12 protein-coding genes are annotated in these 13387 nt (G+C 71.2%); 6 read left to right on the top strand and 6 right to left on the bottom strand.

The annotated features are described in order from the left end of the window. Positions 1–282 precede the first annotated feature (282 nt). Positions 283–2886 (bottom strand): MMPL family transporter, encoded by a 2604-nt coding sequence (locus tag BIU96_RS04300; protein ID WP_071291384.1) that lies wholly within the window; start codon positions 2884–2886, stop codon positions 283–285. A gap of 69 nt (positions 2887–2955) precedes the next feature. After that, positions 2956–3594 (bottom strand): TetR/AcrR family transcriptional regulator, encoded by a 639-nt coding sequence (locus BIU96_RS04295; protein ID WP_175477451.1) that lies wholly within the window; start codon positions 3592–3594, stop codon positions 2956–2958. Positions 3595–3772: 178 nt separating this feature from the next. On the opposite strand from BIU96_RS04295, the gene BIU96_RS04290 reads away from it, so the two are divergent. The 5 genes from BIU96_RS04290 to BIU96_RS04270 all read left to right on the top strand — a co-directional run bounded on the left by BIU96_RS04290 (position 3773) and on the right by BIU96_RS04270 (position 8050). Further along, a complete protein-coding gene (locus tag BIU96_RS04290) occupies positions 3773–5254 on the top strand; it encodes a mannitol dehydrogenase family protein (protein ID WP_071291382.1) in 1482 nt (493 codons plus the stop codon). 331 nt (positions 5255–5585) lie between these two features. After that, a complete protein-coding gene (locus BIU96_RS04285; protein WP_071291381.1) occupies positions 5586–6146 on the top strand; it encodes a hypothetical protein in 561 nt (186 codons plus the stop codon). Between the two features lie 45 nt (positions 6147–6191). Further along, positions 6192–6887, top strand: coding sequence for a YafY family protein (locus tag BIU96_RS04280; protein WP_071291380.1), 696 nt, complete (start codon positions 6192–6194; stop codon positions 6885–6887). An 85-nt stretch (positions 6888–6972) separates the two neighbouring features. Further along, positions 6973–7344, top strand: coding sequence for a VOC family protein (locus tag BIU96_RS04275; RefSeq protein ID WP_071291379.1), 372 nt, complete (start codon positions 6973–6975; stop codon positions 7342–7344). A gap of 49 nt (positions 7345–7393) precedes the next feature. Next, positions 7394–8050 carry a bifunctional 2-polyprenyl-6-hydroxyphenol methylase/3-demethylubiquinol 3-O-methyltransferase UbiG gene (locus tag BIU96_RS04270; RefSeq protein WP_071291378.1) on the top strand — a complete coding sequence of 219 codons (657 nt, stop codon included), beginning with the start codon at positions 7394–7396 and terminating at the stop codon, positions 8048–8050. 10 nt (positions 8051–8060) lie between these two features. On the opposite strand, the gene BIU96_RS04265 is transcribed toward BIU96_RS04270, so the two are convergent. The 3 genes from BIU96_RS04265 to BIU96_RS04255 are packed head-to-tail and all read right to left on the bottom strand — an operon-like array spanning position 8061 to position 10039. Continuing rightward, on the bottom strand, positions 8061–8624 hold the full coding sequence (locus tag BIU96_RS04265) for a GNAT family N-acetyltransferase (protein ID WP_071291377.1): 564 nt from the start codon (positions 8622–8624) through the stop codon (positions 8061–8063). Beyond that, positions 8621–8995: a VOC family protein gene (locus BIU96_RS04260; protein WP_071291376.1), complete on the bottom strand. Its 375-nt coding sequence runs from the start codon at positions 8993–8995 to the stop codon at positions 8621–8623. The genes BIU96_RS04265 and BIU96_RS04260 overlap by 4 nt, the downstream gene beginning before the upstream one ends. Before the next feature lie 48 nt (positions 8996–9043). Continuing rightward, positions 9044–10039: an alpha/beta hydrolase gene (locus BIU96_RS04255; protein WP_071291375.1), complete on the bottom strand. Its 996-nt coding sequence runs from the start codon at positions 10037–10039 to the stop codon at positions 9044–9046. A gap of 180 nt (positions 10040–10219) precedes the next feature. On the opposite strand from BIU96_RS04255, the gene BIU96_RS04250 reads away from it, so the two are divergent. Continuing rightward, positions 10220–12271: a transglycosylase domain-containing protein gene (locus BIU96_RS04250; RefSeq protein ID WP_254785956.1), complete on the top strand. Its 2052-nt coding sequence runs from the start codon at positions 10220–10222 to the stop codon at positions 12269–12271. Positions 12272–12350: 79 nt separating this feature from the next. Here BIU96_RS04250 and BIU96_RS04245 read toward each other — a convergent pair whose 3' ends face one another. Continuing rightward, positions 12351–13376, bottom strand: a complete 1026-nt coding sequence (locus BIU96_RS04245) for an ABC transporter substrate-binding protein (RefSeq protein ID WP_071291373.1) — start codon at positions 13374–13376, stop codon at positions 12351–12353. Between the last annotated feature and the right edge of the window lie 11 nt (positions 13377–13387).

Raw genomic sequence — 13387 nt, 5'->3', positions numbered from 1 at the left:
CAGCACGACCCATCACAACCACCCCACACTCAAGGCGTTGCAACCACCGACTGAACCCAAGATGTCGTTCCGAGTCGGCAGCGCCGTGCGCACCGCGAGCCGACCGCCGGCAGCGCCGCCCGCACCGCGAGCCGACCGCCCGACCGCCCGACCGCCGGCGGCGCCGTGCGGACCGCCATCCGACAGCCCGGGTGCGGCAGCGCGCGCCCCGGCCGCAACCGCCTGGAGGCGCGGGTCGGCCCGTGTGGGTCGACCCGCGCCTCCAGGACGGTGCGCTGGTGCCTACGCGCGGTGCGTCGGCGTGTGCCCCTCGTGCGGGTTCGCGTCCGGCTCGACGGCCGCGGCGTGGGAGCCGTGGTGCTGGCCGCTGCCCTCGCCCTCGTGGCCGGCGACGGGGTGCGACCGCTCGAGCTTGGCGCCCTCGACGTCGACGTCCGGCACGATCCGGTCGAGCCACTTCGGGAACCACCAGGCGCTCTGGCCGAGCAGGTGCATCGCGGCCGGGATGAGCAGCATCCGGACCACGAACGCGTCGATGAGGACACCGAACGCCAGGCCGAAACCGATCGGCTTGATGGTCGACGAGTCCGAGAAGATGAAGCCCGCGAAGACCGAGATCATGATGATCGCGGCCGCCGTGACCACCGCGCGACCGGCGTGCAGACCGCGCTGGACTGCGACCTTCGCCGAAGCGCCGTGGGCGTAGGCCTCGCGCATGCCGGACACCAGGAACAGCTGGTAGTCCATCGCGAGACCGAACAGGATGCCGATCTCGATGATGGGCAGGAAGCTCAGGATCGGTGCGGGGTCGTGCACCCCGAACACGCTGCCGAGCCAGCCGAACTGGTAGATCGCGGTCAGGCCACCGAACGACGCCAGGACGGACAGGATGAAGCCCGCCGTCGCGGTGATCGGCACGAGGAAGGACCGGAACACGATGATGAGGATGATCAGCGACAGGCCGACGACGACCACGAGGTAGAGCGGCAGCACGTTGGCGAGCTTCTCGGACACGTCGATGTTCGCGGACGCGTTGCCGGCGACGCCGAGCGTGGCCTTGCCGTCGTCGACGGACACTCCCTGCGACCGCAGGTCCTTGACGAGCTCCTCGGTGGAGACGCTGTCCGGGCCACCGGCGGGCTTCACCTGGAACGCGATGATGTCGCGGTCCTTCGAGGCACCGATCGGCAGCACGGCCTTGACGTCGTCGTTCTTCGCGATCGCCTCGCCGATGGTGACCTCGGTCGCGGTGACGTCGTCCTCGCTGACCGCCTTCGGCAGGGTCGCGACGACGAGCAGCGGGCCGTTCTGGCCGGCGCCGAACTCCTGGTCGAGCGCCTTGTACGCCTTGTACTGGCTCGAGTCGACGGCCTCGGACGAACCGCTCGGCAGGCCGAGACGCATCTGCGTGGCCGGCAGGGCGATCGTGCCGAGGACCGCGACGCCGGCGACGAGCGTGATGACCGCGCGCCAGGTCGACATCGGCTTGTTCGGCACGCGAGTCGAGCCCGTGTTGCCGATCCGCGACCGCTCCTTCTTCCGCAGGATCCGCATGCCGATGAGTGACAGCAGCGCCGGGGTGAAGGACGTCGCGATGAGGATGGCGAAGAAGACCGCGACGGCGCCGACCGTGCCCATCAGGCCGAGGAACGGGATGCCGGTGATGTTCAGCGCGAGCAGGGCGACGATGACGGTCGCGCCCGCGAAGACCACGGCGTTGCCGGAGGTGCCGTTCGCCAGGCCGATCGACTCGTGCACCTGCATGCCCTGCTTCAGCTGGGTCCGGTGTCGGTTCAGGATGAACAGCGAGTAGTCGATGCCGACCGCCAGGCCCAGCATCACCCCCAGCACCGGGGTGACCGAGATGAACTCGACCAGGCCCGAGAAGGACAGCGACGCGAGCGAGGCCACGCCCACGCCGAGCACGGCGCTGACGAGCGGGATCGCGGCGCCGATGATCGTGCGGAGCATCAGGAAGAGCACCAGCGCGGCGATGATCACGCCGACGATCTCGCCGGGGCCGAGGATCGAGGGCACGCCCTGGGCGATGTCGTTGGAGACGTAGACGTTGACGCCGCTGATGTCAGCCGAGTCGGCGTCGTCGGCGATGGCGGTCTTCGTGTCGGCGGGGACCTCGAACGTCGACTTCGTGAACTGCACGGTGCCGATCGCGGCGCTGCCGTTCGACGAGACGAAGCGGATGTCCTTCGACAGGTCGAGCAGGCGCGCGTTCTCGTCGAGCTCCCGCTTGGCGTCGGAGAGCTTCGTCTTGCCGTCGTCGAGCTTCTGCTGCGACGCGTCGAGGGTCTGCTGCTGCGCGTCGAGCTGCTGCTGCGCCGCGTCCACCTGGGCCTGCGCGGCGCTCTGGGCAGCACCGGTCAGGGCGCTGACCTGCTGCTTCTGCGCGTCGATCTGCGCCTGCGCGGTCGCGATCTGCTGCTTGCCCGCGTCGATCTGCTTCTGGCTGTCGGAGATCGTCGTCTCCTGGTCGGCGATCTTCGACTGACCGTCGGTGATCTTCTGCCGGCCGTCATCGAGCTGCTGCTGGGTGTCGAAGCCGCTCGTCGCGCCCTTCACCCCGTCGAGCTTTTCGATGTCCTTCAGGAAGTCGGCGACGTCGGACTTCTGCGCGTCCGTGAACGCCTTGCCGTCCTTCGTCTCGAAGACGATCGTCCCGTTGCCGCCGTTCGCGGACGGGAACTTGTCGGCCAGCTCGTCCTGCACCTGACTGGTCTTGGTGTTCGGGATCGTGATCGACGACGAGATCGTGCCCGCGAACAGGGTGTAGGTGACGCCGGCGACCGCCATGATCACCACCCAGGTGATGATCACGAGCCAGTGGCGTCGTGCGGAGAACCGTCCGAGACGGTAGAGGAGACCGGCCATGCGGTTGCCCCGTTCCTTTCGTGTCAGGTGTTGTTGCGGTGGGGTGCGCCGGTGGACCCCCGGGGTGGATCAGTCGGTGGGCAGGTAGCCGCTGCGGACGCTGTGCACGAGCCGCGCGAGCAGGGCGTCCCAGGCGGCGACCGACTGCGTGTCGATCGCCGGACCGGACGTGGACAGCCAGTGCTCCGCGATGACGACGATGCCGCTCATCAGCGACTCGACGAGCAGGGCCGCGTCGAGGGGGTCGGCCGCCGGGTAGCGTCGGGCGACCTCGTCCCGCAGCCGCTCGGTCACCCGGGCGAACGCCGTCTGGGTGAGGACCGCGGCCTTCGGGTCGTCCTTGCCGGGGTCGCCGAGGATCCGGTACATGCTCGAGATAGCCGAGGCCAGGTCGGCTCCGCGTGCTGCGGACTCGAGCTCGTCGAACATGGACGCGCGGCTGCCGTCGCCGACCGGAGTCTTCGCCATGTCGGCCAGGAACCGGTCGATGATGACGGAGAGCTCCTGCTCGCAGACGGCCAGCAGGACCTCGTCGAGCGATCCGAAGTGGTTGAACACCGTGCGTCGGGCGATGTCGGCGCGGGCGGCCAGGTCGTCGACGCTGAACTCGCGGCCGCCGCGCTCCTCGACGAGGTCGCGGGCCGCCTGCAGGATCGCCGCACGGTGCTTCGCCTTGAGGGCGGCACGGCGGTCGATCGAGAGGGTCACGTGTACGAACACTAGGTGCATCGATGCACTCGGTGCATCTTCTACGAGTGCATCCTCAGGTTCGTCCCCCGACGAGCCCTCACTGGCGCACCCGATCCGCCCGCGCCCGGAAACTCGGTTCAGCACACCTGTGCATGGTTGACTGGACCGAGCCCGTCCGCCGTACGAAGGAGTACCGATGCCCGTCCGCCTGTCCCCGGAGACCCTCGACGAGATCGCCGCCAGCGGCGTCGCCGTCCCGACCTACGACCGCGACGGGATCACGGCCGGCATCGTCCACTTCGGCGTCGGCGGCTTCCACCGTGCACACCAGGCGATGGTCGTCGACCGGCTCCTCCAGCAGGGCGAGGCCCGCGAGTACGGCATCTGCGGCGTCGGCGTGCTCGAGCAGGACCGCCGGATGGCGACGGCGATGGCCGAGCAGGGCGGCCTGTACACGCTCGTCCTCAAGCACCCGGACGGCACCCGCGAGTCCCGCGTGGTCGGCAGCATCGTCGACTACCTGCTCGCGGTCGACGACCCCGACGCCGTCGTCGAGAAGATGGCGCACCCCGACACCAGGATCGTCAGCCTGACCATCACCGAGGGCGGGTACAACTTCGACCACGTCACCGGTGAGTTCGTCGCCGACGAGCCCGGGGTCGCCGCCGACCTGCGCGGCGACGGCCCGCCGCACACCGTGTTCGGCCTCGTCGTCGAGGCGCTGCGCCGGCGACGCGACCGCGACCTCCCGCCCTTCACGGTGATGTCGTGCGACAACATCCAGGGCAACGGGCACGTCGCGCGCGAGATGTTCACCGCCTACGCCCGGTTGCAGGACCCGGCGTTCGCCGACTGGATGGACGAGCACGTCTCGTTCCCGAACTCGATGGTCGACCGGATCACACCCGTCACCGCCGACGAGGACCGCGCCTGGGTCCGTGACGAGCTCGGCATCGAGGACGCCTGGCCCGTCGTCGCCGAGCCGTTCTTCCAGTGGGTGCTCGAGGACGACCACCCCGCGGGCCGTCCGCCCTACGAGCAGGCCGACGTGCAGATCGTCGACGACGTCGAGCCGTACGAGCTCATGAAGCTCCGGCTCCTCAACGCCAGCCACCAGGGCCTCTGCTACTTCGGGTACCTCTCCGGGTACCGGTACGCCCACGAGGCCACGCAGGACCCCGCGATCGCCACGTTCCTCCGCCGCTACATGGACGAGGAGGGCACGCCGACCCTGCACCCCGTGCCCGGCATCGACCTCGAGGACTACAAGTCCACGCTCATCGAGCGGTTCCAGAACCCGGAGGTCCGCGACACCCTCGCCCGGCTCTGCGCCGAGTCGAGCGACCGGATCCCGAAGTGGCTGCTGCCCGTCGTGCGCGAGAACCTGGCCGCCGACCGCCCCGTCGCACTGTCCGCTGGGATCGTCGCGTCGTGGGCGCGGTACGCCGAGGGCACCGACGAGTCCGGCGAAGCCATCACGGTGGTCGACCGCCTGGCCGAGTCGCTCACGGCCGCCGCGGGGACCCAGCGCGACGACCGGCTCGCCTTCATCCGGAACCGGCAGGTGTTCGGCGACCTCGTCGACGACGAGCGGTTCGTCGCGGCGTACCGCGACGCCCTCGACGGACTGTTGTCGGACGGCGCGCACGCCACCGTGACGCGCCTGTCCCGTTCCTGAGACGCTCGCCACGACGGCCTGGAGGCGCGGTGCCAGCTGGCACCGCGCCTCCAGGCCGTCATCGGGTCGCGTCCGACGGCGACGGTGGGCGCGCGGTGGATCCCGTCCGCGGCGATGTCGGATCCGGACGGCGGATCCCACGGATCCTGGTCCGGATCCGACATCGCGCGAACCGATACCTGCCCTGCTCCCCTCGCGACGCGGCCGAGGTGGACGTGACGGACCGGTGGGTGCAGCGCCTCCGTGACGGCGTCGTGCCCCGGTCGTGGCCGGTGCACCCGTCGGCAGCTGACCGCGACCGCCGACGCGGTGTCCGCGTGGGCTGACGTTCGTGGGGGATCGCCAGCGTTCGAGAGCGTCAGACCAGGACACCGACCGGGGACCGCACGACCCCTACGCACGCCGACCCGGGTACGTCACCGGCGCGGACGGCCGGACCGACACGTGGACGACCGCGGCGGTCGCGGGCGTGGTGACGGGCGCGGCCGTGCTGTTCCTCTCGGGTCTGCTGAGCGTGGCGGCGCCCTTCGCGTACCCGGCTGCAGTGGTGGTCGGCGCCGCAGTCTGGTTCACCCTCCGGACGCGCCGCCGGGCAGCGGACCGTCGCGCCGGACGCGCCCCGGACGCGGTCGCGAAGGCCCGATCGCAAGCCGTTGCCGACGCGAACGGCGGGCGGCGCTTCTTCGTTGCGCAGAACCCGGTGGTCGTCATCGTGATGGGTGGGATCTTCCTCGTGTTCGGCATCGTGCGACTCGTCGCCGCCGGCGCCTCCGCCGGGTCGGTCATCGTGACGCTCCTGCTCGCCGTGTCCGCAGTCGTCCTGATCGTGCAGGGGATCGGCACCCTCGTCGTCAAACGCCGACACCGGTCGGGAGCGACCACGGAGAAGTGAGCCACGCCACGCGACCGATGCCGCCCCAGGCGCTAAGGTCACGTCGTGAACCGGACCGACCGCCTGTACGCGCTCGTCGAGGAACTCCGCGCGGCGGCGCCCGGCCGCCGGACCGCCAGGAGCCTGGCCGAGCGCTTCGCCGTCAGTGCCCGCACCGTCGAGCGTGACCTCCGATCACTGCAGGACGCCGGCGTGCCCATCTGGGCCGAGCCCGGCCGGACCGGCGGGTACGCGATCGACGCCCGGGCGACGCTGCCGCCGCTGGGGCTCACCGTCGACGAAGCCCTCGCGGTCGCGATCGGCCTCGGCACGCTCCGTTCGAGTCCCTTCCGCGACGCCGCCCAGAGCGCTGCGCGGAAGGTGACCGCGGTCCTGACGGAGGACGACGCCCGCCGCGCCACCACGCTCGCGCGTCGCGTGCACCTGCTCGAATCCGGTGGACGGGAGCCCGCCCCGACGGCACTCGCGAGCGCCCTCACCGGCGGCCGTGTCGTGCGGATGCGGTACCGCGACGCCGGGGGATCGGACACCGAGCGCGCGGTCGAGCCCCTCGGGTACATCGGCAAGGGCGAGGACTGGTACCTCATCGCCTGGTGCCGGTTGCGCGACGGCGTGCGTGCGTTCCGGGGCGACCGGGTGCTCGACGTCGTGGTCACCGACGAGGTCGCGCCGCCGCGGGTGGTCCGGATCGACGAGCTCGACATCCCGCACGGTGTCCTCCGGCCGGTGCTCGGCGCCTGATCGCGGAAACCCCGACAGGACGGTGTCGCGGGACCCGAGGATGCTCGACCCGGGAGGCCACGGAGGCCGCCCGGGAAGGCACACCATGGAGTTCGCATCGATCCGGATCATCACCGACGACCTCGACGGGATGGTCGCGTTCTACGAGCGGGTCACCGGGTCGTTCGCCCGCCGGCCCGCCCCGGTGTTCGCCGAGGTCGTGACCGGCGGTGCCGTCCTCGCGCTCGGCACCCCGGCGACCGTGGCGGCGCTCGGAGCGGGAGCACCGACGGCAGGGGGGAACGGGAGCGTGATCGTCGAGTTCCTCGTCGACGACGTCGACGCGACGTTCGAGGGTCTGCGCGAGGGGCTCGACGACGTGCTGCTTCCGCCGACGACGATGCCGTGGGGGAACCGCTCGACGCTGTTCCGCGACCCGGACGGCAACCTCGTGAACCTGTTCAGCCGTCCGGCCTGACCGCTCCGACACGATCCGCCGATCGAGGTCCTGCGCTAGCGTCGACCCCATGTCCGGGATGCTCGCGGCGCTCGACCGGTGGAACGCCCGGCACCCCTGGTCGCACAACCAGGCCTACAGCCGGGTCGTGCTCACCCACGGCCGTCGAGCACGGGTCGGAGGCGGCCCGTTCCGTGCGCTCGACGTCGGGTGCGGGACCGGCGTGCTCGCGAGCCGTCTCGCCCTGGAGTTCGACGAGGTCGTCGGGCTCGAACCGTCGGCGCCGACGGCCGCGGTCGCGCGACGCACGGCGGCGCACCTGCCTGCGGTCCGGATCGTCGAGGGGTCCCTCGATGCGGTCGGGCACGAGCAGTTCGACCTGGTGACGTTGGTCGCCGTGCTGCACCACCTCCCGCTCGACCCCGCGCTGCGCCGTCTGCGACACCTCGTCCGTCCGGGTGGTCGGCTCGTCGTCGTCGGTGTGGCGGCGGAGACGCGACGCGACCTCGGCTGGTCCGTGCTCTCCACGGTGGTCAACCCCGTCGTCGGGGCTTTCCGGCACCCTCGTCGACGCAGTGGTCCCGCCCGCGCGCAGGCCCCGACCGCTCCCGCCACCGAGACGTTCGAGGAGATCCGGACGCTGGCCGCCCGGTACCTGCCGGGCATGCGGATGCGCCGCGGACCCTTCTGGCGGTACGTCCTGGTGTGGGAGGCCGTCGCGGTCTGAGGGTGTGCGCTCAGCCGCCGACCGCAGCCGCCACGTCGTCGTCCCACGGCACCGGCGTCACGGAGCCGGTCACCCAGTCGCGGCGGAGGATCCCGTAGGCCACGGACGCGACGGGCGCGGCGCCCTCGACCGGCCATGCCTCGCGGTAGTGCGCCTCCTTGACCCAGCCCGACCGCACGAAGACGCGGCGCATCGCCGTGTTGTCCTCGCGGGTCTGTCCCTCGAAGCGTGTGACCTCGCCCATCGTGCGGAACACGTGGTCCGTCGTAGCCCGCAGCGCCGACGGACCGATGCCCTGGCCGCGGAACCGGCCGGCGATGCGCAGGTCGAAGAGCGGAACGGGATCGGCGAGGTCCTCGAGCCGGACGATGCCGATGCGGCCGTGGTCCTCGTGCTGCAACCAGTACGTGTCGTGTTCGTCGTCGCGGAAGGCGCCGGCGTCGATCGCGGCCTCGGCGTCTGCGTGGGCGATCGTGCGGCGGACGTGGAACGGGAACTCCTCGCCGGTCAGGAACGCGACGAGGTCCGCACGGTCGGCGCCGGTCGGGTCGAGCCGGACGAGGGTGACCGTCACAGGTACGGCCTCGTCAGCAGCTCGACGTAGTGGCCCGAGGGGTCGAGCAGGTAGACACCGCGGCCGTCGTGCTCGGTGTTCGTCTCACCCGGGCGCTGCCGCTGCGGGTCGGCCCAGTGCTCCCGACCCTCGGCGGTGATGCGGGCGTACGCGCGGTCGAAGTGGTCGTCGTCGACCAGGAACGCGTAGTGCTGCGGCGGGAAGTCGATCGGCACCGCGGCGAACTGCAGGAGGACGCCGTCGGGCAGCTGCAGGTTGGTGAACGGGCCCCACGACGGGGCCTCGGCTGCTTCGAGGAGGTCGACGAAGAACGCCGCGGACACCGCGGGCTCCTTCGCCGCGATGATCGTGTGGTTGAACGATGCGGTCATGGCGCTCACAGTAGTGGTGCGGCGGCCCGCGCCACAGGGCAGCCGTCGTCAGTGCCGCAGGGTCGCTGCCCACCGGGCGATCGAGTCGTACGCGTGCTCGCGCACCTCGGGGACGGACAGCACGACGTCGTGGAGCGCACCGTGCAGCCGCCGGACGGTGACCTCGCTGCCCAGCGACAGCGCCCGGTGCGCCACGACGTCGACGTTGAGCGCGACGTCGGCCCGGGCCATGCCGTCGTCCCACGTGGGCTGCAGCATGCTCTTGTCGCTGAGCATCACGAGCACCGGGACCTCGAGACCCAGCCCGGCCTCGACCGTCGCCTGCCCGTCGAACACCGCGGCGAGCCAGCCCGGGTGGAGCGGGAAGCCCCGGTCCGGCCGCCACTGCTGGTCGTACGTCCACGATCCCTCGCCGGCGCTCGACACGGTGCGCGTGTAGAAGCCGGGGTCGACCGCGGGCATCGGCGCGAGCGGGTTCCGGCGGGCGCCGAGCTTGATCACCGGGGTCACGAGCGCGCGGCCGACGGCGTTGGCCTGGAACTCGAGCCACGGGCTGTTCAGGACGATCCCGGCGACGTGTTCCGGGTGCCGGGCCGCCCAGAGCGACAGGGTGAGTCCGCCCGTGGAGTGCCCCATCGGCACGAGCCGCCGCCCGGTGTCCCCGCGGCGGTGCTCGGCGGTGATCACGTCGAGCGCCGCGGCGATGTCCTCGTCGTAGGTGCTGAGGTCGTTGACGAAACCGGGTGTCTGCCGGGGCTGCAGGCTCCGGCCGTACTTCCGCAGGTCGAGCGCGTGGAACCGGGCGCCGAGCTGTTCGAGCCGCTCGGCGAGTTCGACCTGGAAGAAGTAGTCCGACCACCCGTGCACGTAGAGCACGTCGACGCCGTGCAACGGGCCGTGGGCGTGCAGCAGCAGGTCGGCCGCCGAGCGTCGACGCCGGACGAGGGTCGCGACCACGGGGCCTTCGGAGTCCTCGCCGAGGGGGAGCTCGAGCCGCTCGAACGGCGCCCCGAGGACGTCCTCGCGCCAGCCGTGGTCCGCCATCGGTCGAGCGTATCCGCCAGGGTGCACGCCGTCCGCGGGTAACAATCCGTACCGTCTCGGGCCTTTCCCAGCGCACGTGGCGGACTTCTCCGGAGAAGTCCCGGCGGTTGTCCGAACAGGGCTGGGACGCTCCGGGAACCGCGAGGGCGGTGGATCGACACGACGGGGGAGGCCCACGGGATGGCATTCAGACGAGCAGGGGGAGCCGCGCTCGGCTTCGTGGGCGGCAGTGTGCTCGCCGGGTTGCTGGTGGGGGTCGGCGTCACACCGGTGCTCGCGGTCGCCGGGGTCGGGACCACCTCGGCGATCGGCGTGTTCGACTCGTTGCCGGAGTACATCCGGATCGGCGACCTGCCGCAGCGCAACGAGGTCTGGGCGTACCGCGGCGGCGAGCCGGTGCGGCTGGCGAACGTGTGGGACCAGAACCGCCAGGAGCTCGCGTTCGACCAGATCAGCGACCAGCTGAAGCACGCCGCGGTCGACGGCGAGGACAAGCGCTTCTACGAGACCGGCGGCGTCGACGCGACGTCGATGGTCCGGTCGCTCGTGAGCGTGGTGGCTGCGAAGGGCAAGGGCGGCTCCGGCGGCTCGACGCTGACGATGCAGCTCGTCCGGAACATCAAGATCCAGCAGGCGAGCGAGTTGCCCACCGAGGAGGAGCGCGCCGCCGCGTTCACGGAGGCGACGAAGCGCACCCCGGACCGCAAGCTCGCCGAGATGAAGCTCGCGATCGGGCTGGCCAAGGAGTACTCGAAGAAGGAGATCCTCACCGCGTACCTCAACATCGCCTACTTCGGCGACCAGACCTACGGCGTGCAGGCCGCGGCGCAGCGCTACTACGGCAAGGACGCCACCGACCTGAGCCCGGCCGAGGCGGCGTCCCTCGTCGCGATCGTGCAGTGGCCCGAGCGGCGCGACCTGTCGGAGCCCGCCCACTACGCCGACAACGTCGCCCGGCGGGACGTCATCCTCCGCTCGATGCACGCGCAGGGGCACCTGACCCGGGCCGAGCTCACCGAGGCGCTCGCGGCGAAGCCGGCAGACTACGTCCGGCTCACCGCCCCGCAGCAGGGGTGCGAGGCGGTCGCCCACGGCGCCGAGTTCTTCTGCGACTACGCAGTCCGGGTCGCGAAGGAGCTGCAGCAGCTCGGCCCGACCGCGGACCGCCGCGCGGACGCGTGGCGGACCGGCGGGTACCGCATCCAGACCACGCTCGACCTCGACCTGAATGCGCAGCAGAAGGCGCTGCTCGACCAGTACGACCCGAACACCGAGTCGCGGTTCGCGCTCGGGGCGACGCTCGACACCGTCGAGGCCGGCACGGGCCGCGTGCTGACGATGGCGCAGAACAAGGACTACGACCGGTCCGAACGGGCTCCGGCGACCGCCACCTCGCTCAACTACGCGACCGACCGGGCGTACGGCGGCTCGAGCGGGTTCCAGGTCGGCTCGACCTACAAGATGTTCACCCTGTTGCAGTGGCTCGCGTCGGGCAGGAGCCCGGACGCGATGGTGAACGGCACGCGGCACACCCAGACGACGTGGACGCAGTGCGGGCAGACCATCGAGCGGGCGTGGACGCCGAAGAACGACTCCCCGGGGCAGCGGGGCATGTACTCCGTGCGGAACGCGACGGCGCAGTCCGTGAACGCCGCGTACTCGTCGATGGCGGCGCAGCTCGACCTGTGCGACATCCGCGACGTCGCCGCGCGACTCGGCGTGCACCCGGCGCGGGGCGGCGACCTGCCGGCGAACCCGGCAGCCGTGCTCGGCACGACGAGCATCGCACCGCTCACGATGGCGGCCGCCTACGCAGGTGTCGCGAACGGTGGCGTGTACTGCGCGCCCGTCGTCATCGACCAGGTGACGGGTCCGGACGGCGAGCAGCTCGGCGGTCAGGCGAAGGCGTGCGGGCAGGCGGTGCCCGCGGACGTCGCCGCGACCGCGTTCGAGGTGATGCAGGGTGCCTTCCGCGGCGGTACGGCGAGCGGCGGACAGACCCCGGACGGGGCGACGCTGTTCGGCAAGACCGGCACCACCGACGAGGCGGACCAGATCTGGTTGGTCGGCGGGACCTCGCGTGCCGTGACCGCGTACTGGCAGGGCAACACCGACGGCGGGAAGACGAACCTCCGGCACTACTCGAACGGCGAGGGGACCTACGCCGGCACCCGGGCCGCCGTCTGGCGGCAGGCGCAGACGGCGGTGAACGCGGCCGTGCCGGTCGGCTGACGATTCAGACGCAACGGCGGACGGCCTGGAGGCGCGGTGCCAGCTGGCACCGCGCCTCCAGGCCGTCGAACGGTTGCGTCTAGGACAGCTGCTTGCTGTCCTCGAGCCAGCCCGCGAGCTTCTGCATGTAGTCCGCCTGCGACGCGTAGTCGAGCGCCGGGAAGGTCCAGCTGTGCACCTGGCCCGCCTGGAGGGCGGCGTTGTCGGCGAACGTCGGCTGCTTCTCGAGGTCGGCGACCTGGTAACCCTGCTGCGACAGCAGCAGCACGTCGCCGCTGATCTGGCCCGCGTTCTCCCACGAGTAGATGCCCCAGTAGAAGCCCTTCGGCTTCGGGTTCACGAAGTCGACGCCGAACGACGAGTACATCTGCAGCAGCGGCTCGTCGGTCGGACGGGTGACGTAGGCGCCGTCGCCGTCGGCGAACATGGAGACGACCGACAGGTCCTTCTCCTTCGCGACCTGCTCGAGCTCGTCGCCAGCGGTGTCGAAGCGCTTCTCGGCGGCCTCGATCGTCGACTCCTTCGCGCCGAGCGACTCGGACAGATCGGCGATCTTCTCGATGACGTCCTCGCCCTTGCCGCCCCACTTGACCTGGACGACGGGCGCGATGGCCTCGATCTGCTTCTCCTGCTCCTTGTCCTTGAAGCCGTAGCCGGGCTGCGTCGTGTCGAGCGTGCCCTGCTCGTCGGTCGGGTACACCGAGGTGACGACCAGGTCGGGCTTCAGGGCCGCGAGCTGCTCGAGGTCGATGTCGCCGTAGCCGGTGCCGAGCTGCGTGATGCCGTCGGTGTCGAGTCCCTTGAAGCGGGCGTCCTTCGCCATGGTCAGCTGGCCGAAGGTGCCGATCGGCTTCAGGCCGTACTCGACGAACGAGATCGCGATGTCGTTGAGGACCACGACCCGCTTCGGGGTGTGGTCGACCTTGACGGTGGTGCCGGTGGCGTCCTCGTAGGACCAGGCCTTGTCCGCGGCGGTGTCACCGTTGCCGGCGCGCTCGCCGTCGTCGGTGCCGTTCGCGCCGGAGCAGCCGGTGAGGAGGAGGGCCGAGACGGCCACGGAGGTCACGAGGGCGGCTCGGAGGGAGCCGCGGCGGGGGATCTTCACGTTAGGAGAGG

This window comes from Curtobacterium sp. MCBA15_008, from assembly GCF_001865065.1.
Taxonomy (GTDB): Bacteria; Actinomycetota; Actinomycetes; order Actinomycetales; family Microbacteriaceae; genus Curtobacterium.
Note: the sequence above shows the minus strand (reverse complement) of the source record. Positions and strands in the feature narration are given on the sequence as shown.